The 22,156-nt window shown below is 44.4% G+C and carries 19 protein-coding genes; 7 read left to right on the plus strand and 12 right to left on the minus strand.

Annotated features, from left to right (window positions below):
• Positions 1 to 105 precede the first annotated feature (105 nt).
• Positions 106 to 1,143, plus strand: a complete 1,038-nt coding sequence (locus tag N5P32_RS07880; protein ID WP_265728546.1) for a GGDEF domain-containing protein — start codon at positions 106 to 108, stop codon at positions 1,141 to 1,143.
• Between the two features lie 14 nt (positions 1,144 to 1,157).
• Here N5P32_RS07880 and N5P32_RS07885 read toward each other — a convergent pair whose 3' ends face one another.
• The 4 genes from N5P32_RS07885 to N5P32_RS07900 form a co-directional block, all read right to left on the minus strand.
• Positions 1,158 to 1,637, minus strand: a complete 480-nt coding sequence (locus N5P32_RS07885) for an MgtC/SapB family protein (protein ID WP_265728547.1) — start codon at positions 1,635 to 1,637, stop codon at positions 1,158 to 1,160.
• 101 nt (positions 1,638 to 1,738) lie between these two features.
• Positions 1,739 to 1,882 carry a hypothetical protein gene (locus N5P32_RS07890; protein ID WP_265728548.1) on the minus strand — a complete coding sequence of 48 codons (144 nt, stop codon included), beginning with the start codon at positions 1,880 to 1,882 and terminating at the stop codon, positions 1,739 to 1,741.
• Between the two features lie 279 nt (positions 1,883 to 2,161).
• Positions 2,162 to 3,763, minus strand: a complete 1,602-nt coding sequence (locus N5P32_RS07895; protein ID WP_265728549.1) for an isocitrate lyase — start codon at positions 3,761 to 3,763, stop codon at positions 2,162 to 2,164.
• A 59-nt stretch (positions 3,764 to 3,822) separates the two neighbouring features.
• Positions 3,823 to 5,997, minus strand: a complete 2,175-nt coding sequence (locus tag N5P32_RS07900) for a malate synthase G (protein WP_265728550.1) — start codon at positions 5,995 to 5,997, stop codon at positions 3,823 to 3,825.
• A 142-nt stretch (positions 5,998 to 6,139) separates the two neighbouring features.
• On the opposite strand from N5P32_RS07900, the gene N5P32_RS07905 reads away from it, so the two are divergent.
• Both N5P32_RS07905 and N5P32_RS07910 read left to right on the plus strand, forming a co-directional pair.
• Positions 6,140 to 7,666, plus strand: coding sequence for a DUF3612 domain-containing protein (locus tag N5P32_RS07905; RefSeq protein ID WP_265728551.1), 1,527 nt, complete (start codon positions 6,140 to 6,142; stop codon positions 7,664 to 7,666).
• A 300-nt stretch (positions 7,667 to 7,966) separates the two neighbouring features.
• Positions 7,967 to 9,178, plus strand: a complete 1,212-nt coding sequence (locus N5P32_RS07910) for a ribose-phosphate diphosphokinase (RefSeq protein ID WP_265728552.1) — start codon at positions 7,967 to 7,969, stop codon at positions 9,176 to 9,178.
• Positions 9,179 to 9,256: 78 nt separating this feature from the next.
• Here the strand turns inward: N5P32_RS07910 and N5P32_RS07915 are convergent, their stop codons facing one another.
• On the minus strand, positions 9,257 to 9,841 hold the full coding sequence (locus N5P32_RS07915; RefSeq protein ID WP_265728553.1) for a hypothetical protein: 585 nt from the start codon (positions 9,839 to 9,841) through the stop codon (positions 9,257 to 9,259).
• A gap of 135 nt (positions 9,842 to 9,976) precedes the next feature.
• Positions 9,977 to 10,240 (minus strand): DksA/TraR family C4-type zinc finger protein, encoded by a 264-nt coding sequence (locus N5P32_RS07920; RefSeq protein WP_100185968.1) that lies wholly within the window; start codon positions 10,238 to 10,240, stop codon positions 9,977 to 9,979.
• Between the two features lie 215 nt (positions 10,241 to 10,455).
• Between N5P32_RS07920 and N5P32_RS07925 the strand changes: the two genes are divergently transcribed.
• A complete protein-coding gene (locus tag N5P32_RS07925; protein WP_265728554.1) occupies positions 10,456 to 11,040 on the plus strand; it encodes a HupE/UreJ family protein in 585 nt (194 codons plus the stop codon).
• A 234-nt stretch (positions 11,041 to 11,274) separates the two neighbouring features.
• On the plus strand, positions 11,275 to 13,473 hold the full coding sequence (locus tag N5P32_RS07930) for a putative bifunctional diguanylate cyclase/phosphodiesterase (protein ID WP_265728555.1): 2,199 nt from the start codon (positions 11,275 to 11,277) through the stop codon (positions 13,471 to 13,473).
• A 148-nt stretch (positions 13,474 to 13,621) separates the two neighbouring features.
• Here N5P32_RS07930 and N5P32_RS07935 read toward each other — a convergent pair whose 3' ends face one another.
• The 4 genes from N5P32_RS07935 to ectA all read right to left on the minus strand — a co-directional run bounded on the left by N5P32_RS07935 (position 13,622) and on the right by ectA (position 17,812).
• Entirely contained in the window at positions 13,622 to 15,064 is a 1,443-nt protein-coding gene (locus N5P32_RS07935; protein WP_265728556.1) for an aspartate kinase, read from the minus strand.
• A gap of 305 nt (positions 15,065 to 15,369) precedes the next feature.
• Positions 15,370 to 15,759, minus strand: a complete 390-nt coding sequence (locus tag N5P32_RS07940) for an ectoine synthase (RefSeq protein WP_265728557.1) — start codon at positions 15,757 to 15,759, stop codon at positions 15,370 to 15,372.
• A gap of 146 nt (positions 15,760 to 15,905) precedes the next feature.
• Entirely contained in the window at positions 15,906 to 17,219 is a 1,314-nt protein-coding gene (gene ectB / locus N5P32_RS07945) for a diaminobutyrate--2-oxoglutarate transaminase (RefSeq protein WP_265728558.1), read from the minus strand.
• A gap of 95 nt (positions 17,220 to 17,314) precedes the next feature.
• Positions 17,315 to 17,812, minus strand: a complete 498-nt coding sequence (gene ectA, locus N5P32_RS07950; protein WP_265728559.1) for a diaminobutyrate acetyltransferase — start codon at positions 17,810 to 17,812, stop codon at positions 17,315 to 17,317.
• A 411-nt stretch (positions 17,813 to 18,223) separates the two neighbouring features.
• On the opposite strand from ectA, the gene N5P32_RS07955 reads away from it, so the two are divergent.
• On the plus strand, positions 18,224 to 19,582 hold the full coding sequence (locus N5P32_RS07955) for a sodium-dependent transporter (protein ID WP_265728560.1): 1,359 nt from the start codon (positions 18,224 to 18,226) through the stop codon (positions 19,580 to 19,582).
• Positions 19,583 to 19,670: 88 nt separating this feature from the next.
• On the opposite strand, the gene N5P32_RS07960 is transcribed toward N5P32_RS07955, so the two are convergent.
• Positions 19,671 to 19,910 (minus strand): DUF2061 domain-containing protein, encoded by a 240-nt coding sequence (locus N5P32_RS07960; protein WP_265728561.1) that lies wholly within the window; start codon positions 19,908 to 19,910, stop codon positions 19,671 to 19,673.
• A 92-nt stretch (positions 19,911 to 20,002) separates the two neighbouring features.
• Positions 20,003 to 20,947, minus strand: coding sequence for a MerR family transcriptional regulator (locus tag N5P32_RS07965; protein ID WP_265728562.1), 945 nt, complete (start codon positions 20,945 to 20,947; stop codon positions 20,003 to 20,005).
• 168 nt (positions 20,948 to 21,115) lie between these two features.
• On the opposite strand from N5P32_RS07965, the gene N5P32_RS07970 reads away from it, so the two are divergent.
• A complete protein-coding gene (locus N5P32_RS07970; protein ID WP_265728563.1) occupies positions 21,116 to 22,126 on the plus strand; it encodes an NAD(P)/FAD-dependent oxidoreductase in 1,011 nt (336 codons plus the stop codon).
• Positions 22,127 to 22,156: the final 30 nt, after the last annotated feature.

Below are 22,156 nucleotides of genomic sequence, written 5' to 3' on the forward strand. Positions count from 1 at the left end.
TCCTTTTTCCTAGATACGTTGCACGAATAGGGTAAATTCAAGCTTGTTTATATCGTGTTAAATAGGCCGTTTTCTCATTTTTAAACAGGATCACTGCGCAGCGGTATGTCAAACAACACCCAAGCAAAATTCAATCATAACCTTACTCTCAGAGTGATTGAGCTGGCTATTATTACAATGGCCATAACACTGGTACTTCGGCCATTATTTGTGACCTTGCCAACCCTGTTTACAGTATTAAACTTGGCCAATTTGGTGCTCGCTTTGGTGTTTTATACCCTTGTGCGTTTGGATCTTTTCCCAAAATGGGAATGCATCTTATCTTTAGTGATCGCGATTATACTGATCATGCCCATGCTTGCTTTATCCGGCGGGGTCAACAGTCAAGTGGCTTGCATCCTACCGCTGTACCCTGTCTTCGCGGCATTAATTGGCGGCTACAAAGAGTCTTTACTGGTCACCATATTTCTTACGGTTTGTGTGGTTTTGGCGACAATATTCAGTACCGATATTGTGGACTTATCGGAAGCAGACTATTCGCGAGAAAAATCAGTAGTACGCGGTTTTTGGTTAACCATGTCCATTATCTTTAGCGGTGTTTTTGGCCGTTTTTTTCTGAAAAAATACACCGAATTTACCGACCAATTAAGAGACGAAAACATCCATGACCCATTGACTGGATTGCTTAATCGCCGAGGGCTAAACCGTAACTTTAGCCGAGAATTAGACAATGCCAGCCTATCAACATCCCCTTTAAGTGTTCTGCTTATCGACATCGACTACTTCAAAAAAGTAAACGATATGTATGGGCATGACACGGGAGACATTTGCTTAGTTCAGGTAGGAAAATTACTGGCAGACAACATCAGAAAAAGCGACACCATTGCACGATTTGGAGGAGAAGAGTTTATTATTCTTCTGCCCGGCACAACCCAACTGGATTCAGTGAAAGTGGCAGAATACCTAAAAGGAATCGTGGCTCAAGGCAAGTTCAGTGACTTCAACCTTCCCCTTACAATAACGATTGGTATCACCGAACGACACCCGCAAAATGACAACGCTCTGAAAATGATAAAACGCGCAGACAAAGCCCTTTATAAAGGCAAAGATAAAGGTCGAAATTGTGTCGAAGTGTCTGAATAAACAGTTAACCCGAATTAATCTCTTTTGCGCCAGCGACTGTATTTAGAATGCACTCCGCGTGTAAAAGCAGACGAATATTCTTCTAATATATCCACCCCATACAAAATGGCGACTACGATGAAAGACAGCTTAATCGCCACATAAGAGCCAATAATGGCAATGCACACACCAATGGCCGCTAACGTCCAAATCGTCGCGGCCGATGTCACACCAATCACCGCTCCGTCTTTAGACAACATCACACCGGCACCAAGAAAACCTATCCCCGTGATCACCTGACCAATAATACGTGAAGGGTCTGTTGTATCAGCCGCGACAAACATCGAAGACGCAATAAACACATATGTCCCCAACACAATCAGTGCCGAGGTTCTAATGCCGACAGGTTTGCCTCTCAACTGCCGCTCTAATCCCACAATAACACCGCAAAAAATCGCGGTCACAATCGACCCCCAACTATAGGGAGCAATGGAAAATACTGATTCTATCGTCATACACACTGTCTTAGGGCAAACGCCATCATGAGAAAAACGTAACATCACACTATAATGTACTGAATTTTTACGCTTAGTACAGCGGTTAATCTCACACCCGTTTAGACACCAATAAGCACAATGCCCATAAAAAAATAACACCAAACGGCATTCCTATTAAGGTTTTTTTGCTCTAACTGCCCTTTGGTTGAGCAAGTAGCAAAGTCGTCATCGTTCAACATACCCAGATGAGTGTTATCAATCACCTACCAATGCTTTACTCACTGGCTTAATGCCTTTTTCCGTCAACGCCTCCCAGCCATCTTCTGCCACTTCAAATAGACCGATTCAAGATGCACAAGCGGCCATAGGAACGCTTTTCCTTTACCCTATTCGACACTGTAATCGGCATTTGTCCACGTTCAGTCAGCACATAAAACTGGCTCGCTTGGTTTAGGACAAAAAAAAGCCAACAGGGGGAAGACTGTTGGCCTTTGGCTATCAATGTGTGCGATTTGTGTTGCCACAAACCCGATCAAACAACATTAGATCGCAAATTGATTCATCGTGTTGTCTTTCCCTGACGCTTTTAACGCTTGCGCACCAGAGAAGTACTCCTTGTGATCATCGCCAATGTTCGACCCTGACATGTCCTGATGCTTCACACAGGCCAAGCCTTGGCGAATTTCTTTGCGTTGAACTTCTTTAACGTAGCCCAGCATTCCTTGATCACCAAAGTAATCTTTCGCCAAATTGTCAGTAGACAGCGCCGCTGTGTGGTACGTCGGCAAGGTAATCAAATGGTGGAAGATTCCCGCTTGTGCCGCCGCGTCTCTTTGGAAAGCACGAATGCGCTCGTCTGCTTCGGCTGACAATGGCGTATTATCGTAATCCTGAGACATCAATTGATCACGACGGTACTCCGCCACGTCTTTACCTTCTGCTTGCCAAGCATCAAACACTTGCTGACGGAAGTTCAACGTCCAGTTGAAAGACGGGCTGTTGTTGTACACCAGTTTCGCGTTTGGCATCACGTCGCGAATGCGGTTTACAATGCTCGCAATTTGCCCGATATGAGGTTTTTCTGTCTCGATCCACAACAAATCCGCGCCATTTTGCAGAGAAGTGATGCAATCCAGTACCACACGGTCTTCACCGGTATTCGCTTTAAAACGCACCAAACCGTTGGCCAAACGAGTGGGCTTAATCAATCGATCCCCCTGCTTAATCGCCATGTCACCAGATTTCATTTGCTCTAAAGACGTCACTTCTTCACCGTCAATAAACGCATTATACTGATCCGCTAAATCGCCCGCCGCTTGAGACACCGGAATTTTTTGTGTCAAACCAGCACCCAAAGAATCGGTACGCGCTACAATGACACCATCGTCCACACCCAACTCTAAAAAGGCATAACGTACCGCGTTAATCTTTGCCAAAAAGTCTTCGTGCGGCACAGTTACTTTGCCATCCTGATGGCCGCATTGTTTCGCATCAGACACTTGGTTCTCAATTTGAATGCAGCATGCGCCCGCTTCAATCATCTTCTTCGCCAACAAATACGTGGCCTCTTCATTACCAAAACCCGCATCAATATCCGCGATAATAGGCACTACATGGGTTTCAAAATTATCAATTTTTTGCTGCGCCGCTTGCTCACGAAGCTGATCGCCTGCCTCTCTGGCATCGTCTACTTCTTTGAACAAATGTTGCAACTCACGAGCATCCGCTTGCTTCAAGAAGGTATAAAGCTCTTCGATCAACGCTGGCACAGACGTTTTTTCATGCATAGATTGATCTGGTAATGGGCCAAACTCAGAGCGCATGGCCGCCACCATCCAACCAGACAAGTACAAGTAGCGGCTTCGTGTTGTGCCAAAATGCTTCTTGATAGAAATCATTTTTTGCTGGCCAATAAAACCATGCCAGCATCCCAAAGATTGAGTGTAATTCGCAGAATCTTTGTCGTAGCTTGCCATGTCTTCACGCATTATTTTTGCTGTGTATTTGGCAATGTCTAAACCGGTATTAAAGCGGTTTTGCAGTTGCATTCTTGCTACTGATTCTGGATTAATCGCCGCCCAAGTCGCACCTTGTTGAGTGATGGTTTGATTCGCTTGCTGCATTTTATTTTTATAAGTTTGCATAATATTCTCGCTCTATTTGGATGATATAAAGGGGTTGTTCACATTAAAAATCACTTAACTCAATTCGCTTCTTTTACACGTAGTCGATAAGCGTGCAATAACGGTTCGGTGTAGCCATTTGCTTGAATCACACCTTTAAAAATCAAATCTTGCGCCGCTTTAAAGGCAAAGCTGTTTTGCGTATTAGGCGCCATTGGACGATAGCCTTCAGTGGCTGTATTTTGCTCATCCACGACGTGCGCCATACGCTGCATCACTGCATCGATCTGTTCTTTGCTGCACACACCATGCAACAACCAATTCGCTAAATGCTGGCTGGAAATACGCAAGGTCGCACGGTCTTCCATTAATCCAATATTGTTAATATCAGGCACCTTCGAACAACCTACGCCCGCCTCAACCCAGCGCACCACGTAACCCAATAATCCCTGCACGTTGTTCTCTATTTCTCGATCAATCACTTGATTCGACAACGTCAAATTGCTTGGGATCGTCGGAATCGTCAGCAAGTCCGTTAAACTGGCTTGCTCTCGCGTCTTAATCCGATCTTGCACTTCAAACACATTCACTTGGTGATAGTGCAGTGCGTGTAAGGTCGCCGCCGTTGGCGAAGGCACCCACGCTGTATTGGCTCCGGCTTTTGGGTGCGCAATTTTAGCCGTCATCATGGCCGCCATATCATCAGGCATGGCCCACATGCCTTTGCCGATTTGCGCTTTGCCTGGTAAGCCACAGCGCAAGCCGATGTCCACATTGCGGTTTTCATACGCCTGAATCCAAGGTTGGTTCTTAATCTGATCTTTTGGCAAAAATGCACCGGCCTGCATGCTGGTGTGAATTTCGTCACCGGTACGATCTAAAAAGCCGGTATTGATAAAAAACACCCGAGATTTCGCCTGACGGATACACTCTTTTAAATTCACTGTGGTACGACGTTCTTCATCCATGATGCCGATTTTCACTGTGTTTTCTGGCAAGCCCAGCATCTCTTCCACACGGCGAAATAATTCACAGCTGAACGCCACTTCCTCTGGGCCATGCATCTTAGGTTTCACCACATATATGCTACCTGTTCGGCTGTTGCGCATGCCTTCGGTACGCTGTAGATCAAGCGCGCCAATCAATATTGTGACCACCGCGTCCATAATGCCTTCTGGAACAAAGTTACCTAATGCGTCTTGCATCAGATCGCATTCCATCAAGTGCCCAACATTGCGCACTAATAAAAGCGAACGACCATGTACGCGGTATTCTTGGTTATCTAAATCGGTGAAAATACGGTCAGGATTCATTCGACGCGTTTGGCGCTGACCGTCCTTTTCAAAGCTTGCCTCTAACGTGCCTTGCATCAGCCCTAACCAATTGCGGTAAACTTCTATTTTGTCTTCGGCGTCCACCGCAGCCACAGAATCTTCACAATCAATAATGGTGCTCAGCGCCGATTCGATGACGATGTCATTGATATTGGCTTTGTCTTTTGCCCCATTTTTGCCATTACGATCAAACTGAATCTCTACGTGTAATCCGTTGTTCTTTAATAAAATGGCCTCTGGTTCGCTGCGTTGACCGTTCACAGCCACCAGCTGACATGGCTGTTTTAATCCGCTTTGACTGCCATCATCGAAAAAGGCCAACAAGTGATGGTAGTAAACAACGTAACTCGTCACGTCATTGTGTGACCCCGTTTCCAGTGGAAACACTTCATCCAAGAAAGCCTTGGCTTTACTGATAACCTGATCGCCACGGATTGAGTTGTAGCTTTTGCTCGTCGCAAGTTCGCCCGTTTTAGGAATAACATCCGTTCCGTAAAAGGCATCGTACAAGCTTCCCCAGCGAGCGTTCGCAGCGTTTAATGCAAAACGTGCGTTCTTCACCGGTACAACTAGCTGAGGCCCAGCCAAACTGGCAATTTCTGCGTCCACGTTGGTCGTGGTAATGCTGAAATCTTCACCTTCTGTGACGATGTAACCAATCTCGCGCAAAAAAGAGTCATACGCTTTTATGTCCATGGCTTGACCTTTATGAGCAAGGTGCCATTGGTCAATCTGTTGCTGTAGCGCGTCTCGAGTCGCCAACAATTGGCGATTTATGGGAGCCAAATCGATCATTAACTGTTCTAGGTCTCGCCAAAACCTTGTCTGATCGATGGCGTGAAGAGGCAGCACTTCTTCATTGATGAAGCGACAAAACCCGGGATGAATTTCACTGTTATTTTTAGGTTGAGGCATATTCATCGTTACTTTCCTTTTTCTTTTTTTATCTGGCTCGTATGGTTAGCAATGCGTTTGAACTCGTTAACGATTGCTTGATTTATAGTCTATGCGCAACTAAGCTAAAATTTCACAATAAGAATTACACAGTGTAAATTTTACAAAAATGAAAAATAAAAATAGCCTCAACCGCAAAGCCCATTTTCTGGGCACAAAGATCCGCAACCTCCGTAAACGCAACCGTTTGACGATGGAAGACCTGTCGGCACGATGTATAAAAATCGACGCAGAATGTGCGCCATCGGTGTCATATTTGTCGATGATAGAACGGGGGAAACGCATTCCAAGTGAAGACGTTTTACAGGTTATTGCCAGCGTTTTTCAAAAAAATGTTGAATGGTTTTTAGACGATATTCCCGAAGAAGAAGCCATTACGCCATCAAAAGGCTCCGGTGGTGGTATCGATGGCATGGCGTTAGAACCAAACTTTTTATTCTCCAAAGAAATCTTGCAGATTGCCATTCCTGAGATGCTCTCCCAAACGGGCACCAGCGGTCGCCAATTTGCGCATCTATTGATTCGCGCTCACCAAGAACACCATCAAAACCATTTCCCAGATTTAGAGCGCGCGGCAGAAGAAGTCGGACTCAAACGCTTGCCATTGAGCCTTGACGAGATTGTCGACATCACCAAACAAATGGGACTGCAAATCAAGTGGTTCCGCAAAACGCCTTTGGCGGTATTACAAGAAATGGGCATCAGTGAAAGCCACGTGGTCACATCCTTTTTTGATCCGCCAAGCACCATTTACATCAATCAGATCATGAAGTCACAGCCACAACGCTTGAAGTACAACCTGGCCGTACACATAGGTCACACCGTATTACACGATAAAGACGGCCTCAAAAATGTCTTGGTCACTGGGCGTAACGAAATTTCACCACTGCAAGCGCAGACGGCCAAAATACAATCATCGGGTATGGACGCCCAAGACATTCTTTACGCATGGCGAGACTTCGAGTGCAGCTTCTTTGCTGGCGCGTTACTGTGCCCCAAAGTACCTTTTCGACACCTGCTCGATCGCAACGGATATGAAATTCACACGGCGAAATTGGCGGGCGTGTCAGAGTCTGTCGCTATGCGCCGTATGACCGCCACGTCTCCCTATCCACATTGGCATTATTTTGATGCCTACGCACCGGGTAAACTTAAAGCCGTGTATCGTGGGAATGGCATTCCACTGCCATGGGGAAACATGAGCACAGTGGAAGATCCTTGCCAACACTGGTCTGTGTTTCGCAAAATCAGCGAACCCAGCACGGGTACCTCGGCGCAAATATCGATACTTAACGTTGGTGACGAACCGCGAATTTACGCTTGTGAGTCCATCAAAGTAGAAGACCTAGCTGGGAATAGCCACGTACTGTGTTCTGGCATCGATTTGAACCCAGCGATCAACGCCCAAGGCAAAGATGCGCTGTCCATCGCCCATGATTTAAAACAAACGTGCGTCAAAGGTGGAGGCTCCGCACATATCCCCAAAAGCATTAAAAAGGACCTCATGAGCGTGGCGAAAATTCTCAACATCAATTGGGTGGAACGGGGGATCGACAACGACGCTCGACTAATTTGCTCTCGTGGCGCCGTCTGCCCAAGATCACCCAGCTGTTATCAGCAATGCGGTAACCGCTGAAAAGTGGCGGTAAAGACGAATAAATAGCAATTTTTCGTCTTTACCTCACTAAATCAATTCCTCCTAAACTGGCTACACCTTATTGATATCAATGAATAAAATACGGCCTTTCCTATTAATCCCTCACTGCCAAACGGCCACCAAACAGAAAATTTGTCATTCAATTTTAAATTCAAGAAACCGCGCTAACTTACTAGTTCGACATAAAAATGCCATTTATCCGTAATCAACCCTATCGAAATACGCCCACAAGTATTAAAATCAGCGCAAATTCCCCTACCCCTTAGTTAAGGATCTTCCATGACTTTGTCGACCGGCCAGTCAACTAATGTTGTTGTAGTTAGTAACTCTTCCGATAACCCTTTCGCTATTGATGTCGCCTATGCAATGGGCCAACACGAAGACATTGCTGATTTGATCAGTATGAAGCAGTTCATGAACTCCGAATTTTGCCCGCGTTTCATTTCTGACGAAGCAGATTTCGATAACATTGGCCGCAAATTAAAAGGCAAGTCTGTCATTATTGTGAGCACTGGAAGCCATGTAAAAAGTCGCCAAGAATTGGCAATGGCAAACTTAATCATCGCTCGTGCTGCAAAAGAAAACGGTGCCGACCGCGTCATTCTGGTTGAGCCAGATCTATTTTACAGCGCCCAAGATCGTGGCCCTCATAAGAGCCTTGGTGAAACCAGCTTTGAACGCGATATCCAAGACGTTAAAAAGTTCGACGGCCAGCCGTTTACGGCGAAACTCTATGCTCAACTATTAAAACTGTCTGGTGTGGATACAGTGATGACCATTCACAACCACTCAGACTCTGTTCAAAAAATGTTTACCGAAGTGTTTGGTGGTGATTTCCATAACCTAATCCCTTATGAGATTTACGCGCACTATTTACTAAATTCAAACATTTTGAATTACGGTGAAGACGGTGAAGGGCTTGTGCTTTGCGCACCAGACAAAGGCGCACGTGATTTCGTTAAAGAAATGTTCAAAACACTGGGTCTGAAAAAAGCAAAATTCATCATGCTGGATAAAGACCGCACCGCTGAACGCAAAGTAGAAATCACTCTACACAAAGAAAGCGAACACACATTCGACGGTCTAGATGGCGCGAGCATTGTGTTGTTCGATGATATGGTTCGTACCGGCTCTACCGTGGTGAAATCTTGCCAGTTCTTGCAGCAAATCAATCCCGAACGTATGGTGTTTGCGGTATCGCATTTTTATGCCAGCGATGAAGGTCGTGAGCGCATGGCGCACCCAGCGATTGGTGAAATTTTGACCCTAAACACCTTACCAACGATTTTGAACCGTGATGAGCAAGGTCGCTTACGTAAGAAAATGGTCGTGCTAAAAGTAGAAAAATGGCTAGCTCAAGAGCTTTGCAACATTCTTGACCTGCCACAAACTCATGAGCCAAACCCTTACAAAATCGATATGTCGTCTAAAAACCCACGTTTTAAACGCAAAATTTGGTTCAGTGAAGAGTTGTCCGAGCTGAAAGGCTGAGACCAATTTCAATAAAAAGTAACCAACAAAAATGCCGCGATTACGCGGCATTTTATGTCTGATCGCTGAAAACGTTCGTTAAGCACGAAATGCCAATAAAAGAATGTCTTTGATTTTCCGATCAATGTTTATTTGAGCCGTGTCAAAATCGGCACGCTCTACGTTGTATAAAAACGGCTGAACCTCACGTAGCTTTTTGATCGCTTCAGGATCTTCCGCCAGCAATACGGCGACGTAAGAGAACGCGTCGTAATAAGGAAAAGCTTGTTCACGCAACGCGTTCAAATACGAGTCGACAGACTCCTCACCGAATACTTGTTTGATGGCGGTAATCGCTCCAAAAACAGCAACGCCTTCACACAAGGCTGGCGTAGTAGCGCCGTCAAAGCCAACTGGATATTGGCCGCGCACCATCTCTTGAATAACATCCGCCAACAGCATGACATCATTGCTGAATACTCGGGCTGGCATTTGAATGTTATAACGATATGGCTCATCTGGGTGTTTAAATACAGCACCAGGTTTGGCAATACCATCACTGACCTCAAAGCCATCAAACTTAGCGTCAGCAACCGCTTTGCCAAAAAGAAACTCTACTGCTGGAAGCCAAGCTGCGCGTAATTTTTCTAATTTATTTACTTCTGTTGAGTAAGTGTCGGCCACAACCTCATCCTTATTAATTCTGAAAGAAACAGAGCATCAGATTCGTTGTCAAAACGCCCTTTTAGATAGGCGAAACCTTACCATATTGCAGGCATTCAAGCAGGGGAAATTCTCGTTAACCAATGAGATAAATCATTATCTTAGTTGGCTGTCTTTACTGCCAGCTCGATTGTACAAAGCAGAACGGCCTTTCTTCTCTTGCTCAGACTGGCATTGGATACACAAACGTACACCTTGAATCGCTTTGCGACGCGGCTCAGGAATCACTGCATCGCATTCTTCACAATGAGTCAGGCTCTCGCCTTTTGGCATGCTGTTTTTTGCGCGTTCCACTTCGGAATCAACCGTTGCGTCTATTTGATCTTGTACCGCGCCATCTTGCGCCCAACCACTTGCCATCTGTGTCCCTCTTGTTATCCTTTTTCTTATTCGCAAGACTATAGCCTTATCGTTTAGACACGACAAACTGAAAAAATCGTTAGAGCTCAGTGACATCATTCAACTTATCATGTCATTAGGTATGTTAGAATCTTCACTTCCAGCCGCAAGAGCGGTGGTTAGGGAAGACTATTTTATAAGGTCTTTTATTTATATATTTTTTTGGAGACAACACCATGCGTTTATCTACGCTTAAAATGGGATTGGCGGCACTGGTTGCGGCAATACCAGCTCTTGCATTGGCTCATCCTGGACACGAACACACTACGAGTTTTATGACTGGCTTTATGCACCCTATGGGTGGTTTAGATCATTTATTAGCGATGTTAGCCATTGGCCTTTGGGCTGCGAGCCTTGGCGGCCGTGCTTTGTGGGCTGTACCGGCTGCATTTGTTGGGACTATGTTGGTTGGTGGCGCTTTGGCCGTTGCTGGCGTACAGGTTCCTTTCATTGAGCAAGGTATTGTCTTGTCAGTGATTCTGATGGGCGCATTGCTTCTTGGCGCTGCACGCTTCTCTGTTGTTACTTGTGCCGGTATTGCTGGGTTGTTTGCTATTTTCCACGGCGCCGCTCACGGCTTAGAAATGCCACTGAATGCTAACGGCGCGGAATACGCATTGGGCTTTGCGGTCGCGACTGCGTTGTTGCATGTTGTGGGCATTGGTTTTGGGGCTGTTATTGCTCGCTTCCAAGCGCCTATTGTAACTCGCGTAACAGGCAGCGTTATTGCCATTGCAGGTTTATTCCTTGCACTAGCTTAGTTTTTTAAAGCAAGCCACGTTGTTTTTAGGGCAACGTGGTGATGCCAAATGACAGCAAAAAGGGACATAAACTTTCAATTAACACGACAAAAAATTAAAAACATTACACGGAATTTAGATTATAATTCGTACAATTAATGGCCGTATTTATTGATGAGATATGTCATCAAGTCGATACACACCGACCGATATAATCTTCATATGTTTCATCCATTACCAGTAAAGGACAGTTAGTTGAAGAAAGCCGAATTTAAGCAGCCTTCCGCCTTAATTATTTCATTGATTGCTTTCTTTGCCATTGCATCCTTTGGAGGTTATTGGACTCAGTCAACAAACCAATCCATTGTTAATCAACAGCAATCCTTGCTAAGCGGCGTCTCTCGCACTCAAGCCTCTGTATTAGAAAGACGACTGTCTTCTGCGTTCACCTCTGCTCAAATCCTAGCCTATGAAGTCGAACAAAATAATGGCGCTGGCGAATGGTTCCCTAGTTATGCCAATAAGTTGATCGACTCCATCGGTGGTATTGAAAATTTGCAATTAGCCCCTGACGGTATTATTTCAGACATTTACCCAATGGAAGGCAATGAGGCGGCAATCGGCTTAGACATTTTAACCACCGACAGATTTAAACAAGAAGCCATGCTGTCCATTTCCAATCATCGCATGTTTGTCATCGGGCCTGTTGCTTTAGTACAAGGGGGTGTGGCAGTCATCAGTCGTGCGCCCATTTTTTTGCATAAAGACACACAACGAGAACTTTTTTGGGGGTTTGCTTCAGCGGTTATTTATTTAGATAACTTACTAGAAGCCACGCAACTAAAGCGATTGGAAAGTGAAGGCTATCAATACAGTTTATCAAGACAACACGCCACGAGTAGAAAAACGATTGTCTTGTCCTCCTCATTAAGCCCATTGACAGACATACAAGCGTCAACCGATCTCATTTTACCCGTTGGCACTTGGAATCTTAAAATAAGCAAAGCACTTGACGGTCAGCTGAAAGAGAGAAGTGTCACCGGATACGGCTTCAGCTTACTGGTTGCACTGTTATTGTCTATTGCCTTGTATGCGATTTTAGTTCAGCCCTTAAAGCTAAGAAATCTAGTGAAAGAAAAAACAGCAGAACTTGAAGAATTAGCCTACAAAGACCCTCTCACTAAATTACCTAATCGCCGCTTCCTACAAGACAACTTACCCAAAATATTATCCAGCAATGTGAAATATCGCCGTATTTCCGCGTTTATTTATTTTGATCTGGACAATTTTAAACGCATTAACGACACCATAGGTCACGATGTTGGTGACCAAGTGTTAATGATCGTCGGTGAGCGATTAAACACCTTAAAAAACAAATCGGACTTTGTGGCACGATTGGGCGGTGACGAATTTGGTATTTTCTTAGGAAATATTCATAACGAACAAGAAGCAGAAGACTACGCCAACCGAATTCTACAAGGCATTAGAGCACCCGCAAAATTAGACAATCGAGAGTATGTACTAAGTACTTCCTTAGGTATCGCAATGATCCCAGAACATGGACAAGATCTTGTGACCATCATGCAAAATGCTGACATGGCACTGTATCAAGCCAAATTGCAGGGGAAAAACCAGTTCGCTTTTTATACAGAAACCATGAAAATCAGCACCCATAACCTCATCAAAGCAGAAGATGACCTTACTCTTGCTTTGTTGAGAAACGAATTTGAAATGTATTATCAGCCTCAGTTCGACCTTCGCACAAATCATGTTTTTGGTGCGGAAGCATTAATTCGTTGGAATCACCCAGAAAAAGGGCTCATCTTTCCTGATAGCTTTATTCCATTGGCCGAAAGTACCGGAAAAATCATTGAGTTAGGCTATTGGATTGTCGAAAGCAGCATTGCTTACCTGGCTAAACGAAAGCAAGAAGGTCGAGTGGATCTGTTACTGCATATTAACCTCGCCTCACGTCAGTTGTCTGATCCGCACTTTGTCGAGGTGGTACAAAGGCTGTTAAAAGAATACGACGTCCCTGCCCATTTAATTGGTTTTGAGATTACCGAAACGTCCATCTTAGAAGACATTCACCTAGCAAGAGGCTTACTGCAAACCTTTAAGGACATGGGGATTTGCATTGCTATTGACGACTTTGGTACAGGCTATTCATCACTTTCTCAACTAAAGAACCTCCCTGTTAATCTGCTGAAAATTGATCGCAGCTTTATCATGGATTTAGAGAATGATGCGGATGATAGAAAAATTGTCGAGGCCATTATCGCCATGGCGCACAAATTGAATATCAAAGTGCTCGCAGAAGGGATAGAAACCAGAGAACAATGGAAAATGTTGGTGTCATTTCAGTGCGACTTTGGCCAAGGCTACTATGTCAGTAAAGCCATCACTGTTGATGAATTTAACCAAGCCGGGCCAATTGTACATAACGACATTTAGTCGTACTCGACGTCAATATTCACGCTTAAAAACAAATCCTGCAGACATAAAAAAACCAAGTATTTTTCATACTTGGTTTTTTTGATCTGCTAATGATACGAATAATGCCTTAATAAGACACGCTAAGATCACTGAGGAGACAGGTAGATTACGAAGCTAAACAAATGGCGCGGCCATGGTTATGCACTTCTACCAATTCTTTGTGTAAGCTGCAAATTGCTTTTTCGTAGTCTTCTTCATCAACGACAAACTGCATATCTACCTGACGCATAGATTGGTGCATCGCCAACACGTTAACATCTTGTTCAGCAATGGCTTTTACGGCTTTAGCAAGCATACCCGTCGTCTTCATGTCACTGCCAATTGCAGACACAATCGCCACTTTACGCTGTGTAATTTCTGCGTCTTCAAAACGCTCATGCAACACTCGCATAACACGCTTTAGGGTTTTCAAGTTGATCGCTAAATAATGCGTAATGGTATTGGCATTAATGTCTTTCGCAATGATATGAGCATGAAACTGATTCAGTACTTTTAGAATGGCAACATCAAACTTATCAATGTCACCCGCCATGTCTTGGTCAAACAGCTCAACGGCAAATACACCACGACAACCCGCGATAATTTCTACACAAGGTGCGTCACTGACATAGTCACCCGTGATCAAAGTACCTGTATGATCTGGTTCAAACGTGTTTTTCACGCGCAGTGAAATGCCACTTTGACGTAAGCCTTTCGCCGCTTTCGGGTGGATGGCTTCCATTCCAAGGTTGGCAAGTTGATCCGCCACGTCATAATTCGTACGACCAATCGGCACCGCCTTGCTTTCACCCACTAAACGAGGATCAGCACTGCTCAAATGGAATTCTTTGTGGATAACCGCTTCACGGGCTTCCGTCAAAACCGCAATTCGGCTAAAGGTCATTTCACTGTAACCACGGTCAAAAGTAGACATTAGACCCGTTTCACTGTGCGCATAACCCGTAGCGATTGGTAGCTCTTTGCTCAAATCAACGCCCTTAAATGCGTCAAGAATACGCTCATCAAGCGACATATGGCTTGGACTATTCCAGCCAGTTAGATCGACAAATACCGCATTTACGCCATCACGCTGTAATAAATGAGCCGTATTCCAAGCACTGTGTGCTTCACCGATACTGGCTAACATTTCACGCACGGTAGCTAGATGTTCGCTGATTGAGAAATGACCATGCTGGCAAAGACGATGTAAGTCTTCCAAACATTCTTGCGCGTCTTTCAAACGGCTATTTAAAAATGCGTCGGCTTTTTCACGCAGCTCACCCGCTTCAAACAAGGTGTGGTTTATTTCCAACATTGCGGCGCGTACGTCTTGCAACGCAGGGAACCAATTATTTTGCTTACGTTCTTGGGCGAACAAAGCAAACACACCAGCGTCGCCAGTTTTTTTGTGTTCTAACAGCTTATCTGTCATACCAGCATAAGCAGAAACAACAAAAATACGCTGGTACATGTTGTTCGCTTGAGTTGGCTTGAAAATAATATTATCTCGAACCGAACGGTAGTCACTCATGGACGTACCGCCAATTTTTTCAACTGTATGTTGTCCCATTATTTACCCAATTTATCTAGGGGTCGAAAGCAAACTTCGACCGGAGTCAAAAACTGCCGCTATATTGTCATAAGGTTGCGGAAAATTTAAGCATTAATCGCATTTTTTAAGCACAGTAATCCATAGACAAAGCGTGATCTAACAAGGCTTTATGATTTATGTTTTCTGAACGAAACAGAATCACAATAAAGGACAATAAGATGCAGCAGAAAAGTGAATATGTATAACGTTATGCGCACTAGTCAAAGACGCATAACGCTCACAATACAATGCAAACTAAAAAGAGTTCGCGTCAAAACATACGCTTAATCAATTAACTCGTAAGCGCCTTCAGAGTTATGCACTTCTTTACCCGTGATTGGTGGGTTAAAAACACAAGCCAATTTCAGTTCTTTGAAGGCTCTCAAGGTATGCGCATCATGCTTATCTAAGACATACACAACACCCGGTTTAATATGATGTTTTTGGCCTGTTTCGCGGCTTTCTACTTCGCCTTCGCCAGAGATGCAGTACACAGATTCAAGGTGATTTTGATAATGCATATCAAAATCTTTGCCTTCATAAATCGTCGTAATATGAAAAGAAAAACCCATGTTGTCTTCTTTCAACAACAAACGTGTGCTTTCCCAATTGCCATCTGGTGACACTACGCGGCGGTCGGTTTTTTCACATTCTGCTAAATCACGTGCAAACATTCTTTTCTCCTTATGATCCGAAGATCGATTAAATGCCGGTATCAGTACCGAAAGAAACTTGAGGTTTCGAACTTACTATTTACTTCACTCAAGTGAGGGACTGGAACCACCGTTAAAATAACGCAGCGGTTCCATGAGAAGAGGAACTAGACAGCAATGTCATAGTTCTCATCGAAGTAGCTCTTGGCTTCTGGCATGTCGTCTTCCTTAGCACACACATCACGAATAGCGCGCTCTAGAATATCAATACCTTGTTTTAGTTCTTCATCGCTGATAATTAGAGGGCAAAGGAATTTAACCACCTGGTCATCAGCACCTGATGTTTCAATCATCAGACCATTCTGGAAACATTTCTTGGTAATCTTGCCCGCCAACTCACCGCTAACACAGTTGATACCACGCATCATACCTCGACCTTGAAGGGTAAAGTTACCTTCTCCAAACTCATTAACGATGGCTTGTGTACGCTCATGAATGTACTCACCTTTGCGCTTGATTTCTTTTTCAAATGCGTCGTCTTTCCAGTAAGTTTCAATCGCCACTTTAGCGGTAACAAACGCTAGGTTATTACCACGGAACGTACCGTTATGTTCGCCCGGCTTCCATTCATCTAATTCTGGACGCATTAGAACAACCGCAAACGGAAGACCATAACCGCTCAATGATTTAGACATTGTAACAATGTCAGGTTTAATACCAGCGTCTTCAAAACTAAAGAAAGTACCCGTACGACCACAACCTGCCTGAATATCATCGACAATCAATAGCACGCCGTGTTTTTTACATACAGCTTCTAAGTTTTGTAACCAGCCAAAGCTCGCGGCATTAATGCCACCTTCACCTTGCACAGTTTCAACAATCACTGCGGCTGGTGTATCAACACCACTACTGGAGTCAGACAACACTTTGTCTAGGTATTCTGTCGTCTCAATACCCTCGCCCAAATAGCCATCAAACGGAACGGTTGAAACACCAGCACCCAAACTTGTACCTGCCGCGCCACGGTGATGGGAGTTACCCGTGACAGATAACGCCCCCAAACTACAGCCATGGAAACCATTAGTGAAACTAATAACATTTTCACGGCCAGTAACGTTGCGCGCTAATTTTAATGCGGCTTCAACCGCATTCGTCCCTGTTGGACCGGTGAACTGCATCATGTATTCAAGGCCACGAGGCTCTAAAATGTATTTTTTGAACGTTTCCAGAAACTCGCCTTTGGCCTTTGTATGCATATCAAGGCCATGTGTAATGCCGTCTTCCATGATGTATTCAACCAATTTTTTCTTAAAAACTGGATTGTTATGACCGTAGTTCAAAGTACCCGCACCCGCTAAGAAGTCGAGGTATTGGTTGCCTTCTTGGTCGTACAAATGCGCACCCAGTGCACGGTGAAAAACACGAGGGAAAGAGCGAGCGTAAGATTGTACTTCTGATTCAATTTCGTCAAAAATTTTCATATTGTTATCATCCTTTAAATTAATTAAATAGTAGCTGTATTTAGAAAACAACGTCGAGAGCGAAAGCCTAGCTTTCCAGCGTCTCGGCTTCTAAATCACACGGTTATTGGACCGATTCGAACGAGATGCTCGGTATCGTGTTGCCCTTTAAAATGATCCTGCTTATCAAACAGGATAGATTCTTCTAACGAGGTACTAAGTTGATCGGCAAGGCGGCGGAACAATGCCCAAGAGCCATCATTTGTTGCGGTAATACTGGTTTCGATGAAACGCACGCCAGAACAGCTAGATCGTTCAAGCAGTGATGAAACCATTTTCTTTGCCAGTCCCTGACCACGTGCTTTTTCACTTACGGCCACCTGCCAAACAAATAACGTGTCTGGTCGGTTAGGGATCACATAGCCAGAAACAAAACCCACCAACTCACCATCTACTAAACGCGCTGCTATCGAAGTGTCACTAAAATGGCTTGCTTGCAGTAAGTTGCAATAAACGGAATTGGTGTCCAGTGGAGGGCACGATGCCACTAACTGGTGAATCGCCATTCCATCTGCTGCACTCGGTGCTGAAAACACTATTTTTTTTGAATTCATACCTTTATCCATTAGAAATCAAAGTATTTAACGTCTCTCAAAACTGAGTCGTTCTCTCATGTTTGCCATCTTAGTCGCAAGAAAAAGAAAGCAATTGATTTGATGTCTAAACATTATACTTAAAAACAAATCCCTGGCCAGCATTTATTTAGAGATCTAATCATTACATAACTAACATTTCTCATATTTATACCGCACCAAATTCAAAAAAATGCACTTAATAGAAGCAAATAGAATAAAAAAGTCTTTTTTTGTTGCATAAACGCACTGAAATTCGGAAAATCCTGCCCCTATTCGGAGCTTTGCTTACCAGTTTCTTAACAAACTGGTAAAAGTGGGAAGCAATGGTTTGGCTATGAAACCAGCTCCGAACGCTGTTTATATATTGCTATCAATCATTTAGAGATAACTATGACAAATAAAACATCAATCCAAGGCTCATGGGCGAGCCGATGGATTTTCATTTTAGCGGCAACAGGTTCCGCTGTTGGTTTAGGTAATATCTGGAAATTTCCTTACATCACAGGTGAAAACGGTGGTGGGGCTTTTGTATTAGTGTATTTGGCTTGCATATTATTGGTGGGTATCCCAATCATGATGGCCGAAGTATTCATTGGCCGTCGCGCTCGTAAAAACCCCATCAACGCCTTAAGCGATGTCGCAGAAGAATCAGAAGGTAGCCGCTCTTGGGGCATCATTGGCTTCATGGGAATGCTGTCTGGCGTTTTGATTTTCTCATTCTATTCTGTTGTGGGTGGCTGGGTATTACATTACATCAAGGCCATGGTAACGGGCGAAATGCTAGGCGTAACATCTGATGCGGCCGGCGCTACATTTGGTGCGTTATTGGCGGATCCGGCCACGTTGCTGGGTTGGCACACACTCTTCAGCATCATGACAGTTGCCGTCGTTGCCGCTGGTATAAATAAAGGCATTGAAACAGCCACTCGCATCATGATGCCTGCGTTGTTTGTTCTTTTGATCATCTTACTTGGCTATGCCATGACAACCGATGGTTTTGCTCAGGGTTGGAACTTCATGTTCGAGTTTGATTTCAGCAAACTTACGTGGAACGCAGCGCTAATTGCATTAGGTCACTCGTTCTTTACCCTATCATTGGGTATGGGAACCATCATGGCTTATGGCTCATACATGACTCAAAAAGCGTCTATCGGTAAAACGGTATTGGCAATTGGTGCATTGGATACGCTGGTAGCATTGGTTGCAGGTTTGGCTATCTTCCCTATTATCTTCTCTAACGGAATGGATCCTGCGGCTGGTCCTGGCTTGATGTTTATCTCTTTGCCAGTTGCCTTTGGACAAATGCCATTCGGACAACTATTTGGCATCTTGTTCTTTGTTCTAGTCGGTGTTGCGGCATGGACCTCTGCGATTTCTTTGCTAGAGCCAACAGTGGCCTTCTTGGTAGAGCGTTTCAAAATGAAACGAATCACCGCTTCTATTGGTTTAGGAATTGTTGTTTGGGGACTGGGAATTGCGTGCCTAGGCTCATTCAGCTTCATGTCTGATGTCACGTTATTCGGCAAGAATACATTCGACTTCTTAGACTACATCACAGCCAATATTATGTTGCCATTGGGCGGCATCCTTATTGCTTTGTTTGCCGGCTGGGTAGTGAAAGACAAATTCGCTCAAGAAGAGCTTCAGCTTCCAAGCACAGTGTACACGCTGTGGAATTTTTCCATGAAGTTCACTGCACCAATCGCTGTGGCGGTAGTACTGTATTTCTTGATCAATCCAATGTCTTAAACCTAATCGGTTTACGATATAAAAAACCCCACTGGTGCTGATGCTTCAGTGGGGTTATTTTTTGTATGCGCAACACACTTTACTGACATCACATGGATCTCAGAGCGTAGTTTTCACCAGCAGTACGAAGTGTACTACTCAATTCTGATGCAACGTCCGATTGCTGTACTTTATTCCAAATAATCTCATGGAAATAAAAAGCAACGGTGTTGATTGCCGGTTCTACAATGGCCACTAAACCACCCACCAATAGACTGCCAGTGATGAGATACGCGACCGAAAACGCAATTGAAAAGTGCATTACTGCGAAAGTCATTGTCTTAGCCATTTTTTATCTCCTTTACTTAATTAATAGAGATAATAAATGACCGCATCAAATTGCAAAAATATATTATATAAATCCAATCAATAGTTTTTTCCTTACTGTTGTACCGCAATCACTTGGTTCATAAAATCCATTACGCCATCGAAAGGGTCTGAATAGACTTTAACGCCATTGATCGTTGTCGCACCGGCTTCATGAGCTGCCAACCAAACACTGGCACCAACCACCCCCACAGGCCGCTCCCATTGCTGCATACTATTGAGTAAATCAGTGGTTTTGCTCGCCACATCCTGTTCACAAAATGCCAGCACCGACGACGCTTTGGTACCAGCGACCAGCTCTGACCAATCATCACTGTGCTGAACATTTGCGACCACTCGACAAGATAAGCCTTTGTCCATCAAAAGCGCGGCTGCCATATAACACCAAAGACTCCGCTGCCCCATTAACCCTGTAATAAGTACGTTTGAACGCGACTTTTGTTGAGCTTTAACTTGGTTAACCCTAGCGACCAATCCCCCCAACATAATCGACTCACAAAACGCGAGAGCCGCACTCTTACCCAATTGCTCAAAGCTTGGAAGCAACCAATCCTTCACCGCGATTTGTGCGGGATATTGAGAAAAAATTTGCTGATACATTTGCTCAATTTTGTCAGCTTGAAAGGCTTTCGCTGCGTTTACTAATGATGTCTGCCATTCTAGCCACTCGTTGGACAATACGGCCTCGTCAGCTAACGCGCCTTGATCCAACAAAGCCCGAACCTTACCGACCGCCACACCTTGCTGAATCCATCGTAATATAGCGTCAACACGCTGCACATCGCCCTGATCATAAAGTCGATGCCCCTTTCCCGTTCGTTTTGGCTTTAATAAACCATAACGACGCTCCCACGCTCGCAACGTGACCGAATTTACCCCCGTTTTTAACGACAGCTCTCGGATAGGAAAATAAGACGCATCGTCTAACAAGACCATGTCATCTAAAAGTTCGGTTTTCTTTGGGGCGGATGTCTTTTTTGATGTACTCGACTGACTCATGCAAATTTTCCAAAAATCATTAGTAAAGTGAAATTATTCAGTTGATGTGTTCTAAACTTAACAGAGAACAAAAAAGCTATACAAATATTTTTTTTGTATAAGACTGTTGCATTTCTTGTACAAGATTCTATATTGTATAAGAAAGACATCAACAAGAGAGTAAAAACCATGGACACATCCATTTTAGATCAGACAACCACACCCATTTTTGATGTGGCTATTATTGGGGCTGGCTTATCTGGAAGTTTGTGTGCGCATTTACTCGCTCAATCAGGTCAATCGGTTTGTGTCATCGAAAAGAGCCGCGGCAGTGGCGGGCGCGCAGGCAGTAAACGATTAGAAAACGAAATCAGTTGTGATTTAGGAACCCCCTATATTCTCGCTAAACACCTAGACACTCTGGCGCTTTTTCAGCCGCTCACACAAGACCATATCATCGCCCCCTGGCAGCAAGGCAACGATCAAGAGGGAAAAGCTTTTGTGGGCGTTCCAAAAATGAGCACATTGACTCGCCACTGGCTTGAAGCGGCAACATTGGTCACCAACACTCGAATTCACCATTTGGATCAGTTAAACAACGACAGTGAACAACCCACTTGGCTATTAAGAGACGATAAATACAAACCGGTTGTCATCGCAAAAAGCCTCATTATCGCCACCCCTGCGCAACAAGCGGCCTCTTTGCTCGCCACTCACGACAAATTAGCGGTGCCACTACTAAGAGCCAATCGAGCGTGCGAAAACTATGAATCCCAGTGGGCCATGTGGCTAGAAACAGAGCCTTGTGACCTTGGTGCCTTGATTGAACCAAAAGGTTCACCGATCAAGCGAATGATCAAAGACAACCACAAACCCATGCGTCCATTAGAAAACGTAGACCGCTGGGTCATTCAAACAGACCCAAGTTGGACGAAACACCACCTCGATACCGACAAAGGCTGGATTGCGGATGCATTACTGCAGGCTTTCTCTGAAATAACCGAACACAGAGTGCTAAAACATGGCGACCCACATCGTTGGTTTTTAAGTCGATTTACCGAGCACAAAGCAAATCGTCCTTTCGTGTGGTCACCAGAACATCAGGTTGGATTAATTGGCGATTGGCTTTGCCAAGGTGATGCCGAAGGCGCATTGCTCAGCGCAATGTCCTTAACCAAACACTTAAAAGACTTAAATTAAAAGCGCCATTACAGACTTTTGGAGGACGTA

Source organism: Marinomonas pontica (assembly GCF_026191375.1).
Lineage (GTDB): Bacteria > Pseudomonadota > Gammaproteobacteria > Pseudomonadales > Marinomonadaceae > Marinomonas > Marinomonas pontica.

Coding starts and splice junctions, on each gene's coding strand:
- N5P32_RS07880 (WP_265728546.1), top strand. CDS start 106: ATGTCAAACAACACCCAAGCAAAATTCAATCATAACCTTACTCTCAGA.
- N5P32_RS07885 (WP_265728547.1), bottom strand. CDS start 1,637: ATGACGATAGAATCAGTATTTTCCATTGCTCCCTATAGTTGGGGGTCG.
- N5P32_RS07895 (WP_265728549.1), bottom strand. CDS start 3,763: ATGCAAACTTATAAAAATAAAATGCAGCAAGCGAATCAAACCATCACT.
- N5P32_RS07900 (WP_265728550.1), bottom strand. CDS start 5,997: ATGAATATGCCTCAACCTAAAAATAACAGTGAAATTCATCCCGGGTTT.
- N5P32_RS07905 (WP_265728551.1), top strand. CDS start 6,140: ATGAAAAATAAAAATAGCCTCAACCGCAAAGCCCATTTTCTGGGCACA.
- N5P32_RS07910 (WP_265728552.1), top strand. CDS start 7,967: ATGACTTTGTCGACCGGCCAGTCAACTAATGTTGTTGTAGTTAGTAAC.
- N5P32_RS07920 (WP_100185968.1), bottom strand. CDS start 10,240: ATGGCAAGTGGTTGGGCGCAAGATGGCGCGGTACAAGATCAAATAGAC.
- N5P32_RS07925 (WP_265728554.1), top strand. CDS start 10,456: ATGCGTTTATCTACGCTTAAAATGGGATTGGCGGCACTGGTTGCGGCA.
- N5P32_RS07935 (WP_265728556.1), bottom strand. CDS start 15,064: ATGGGACAACATACAGTTGAAAAAATTGGCGGTACGTCCATGAGTGAC.
- N5P32_RS07940 (WP_265728557.1), bottom strand. CDS start 15,759: ATGTTTGCACGTGATTTAGCAGAATGTGAAAAAACCGACCGCCGCGTA.
- ectB (WP_265728558.1), bottom strand. CDS start 17,219: ATGAAAATTTTTGACGAAATTGAATCAGAAGTACAATCTTACGCTCGC.
- ectA (WP_265728559.1), bottom strand. CDS start 17,812: ATGAATTCAAAAAAAATAGTGTTTTCAGCACCGAGTGCAGCAGATGGA.
- N5P32_RS07955 (WP_265728560.1), top strand. CDS start 18,224: ATGACAAATAAAACATCAATCCAAGGCTCATGGGCGAGCCGATGGATT.
- N5P32_RS07960 (WP_265728561.1), bottom strand. CDS start 19,910: ATGGCTAAGACAATGACTTTCGCAGTAATGCACTTTTCAATTGCGTTT.
- N5P32_RS07965 (WP_265728562.1), bottom strand. CDS start 20,947: ATGAGTCAGTCGAGTACATCAAAAAAGACATCCGCCCCAAAGAAAACC.
- N5P32_RS07970 (WP_265728563.1), top strand. CDS start 21,116: ATGGACACATCCATTTTAGATCAGACAACCACACCCATTTTTGATGTG.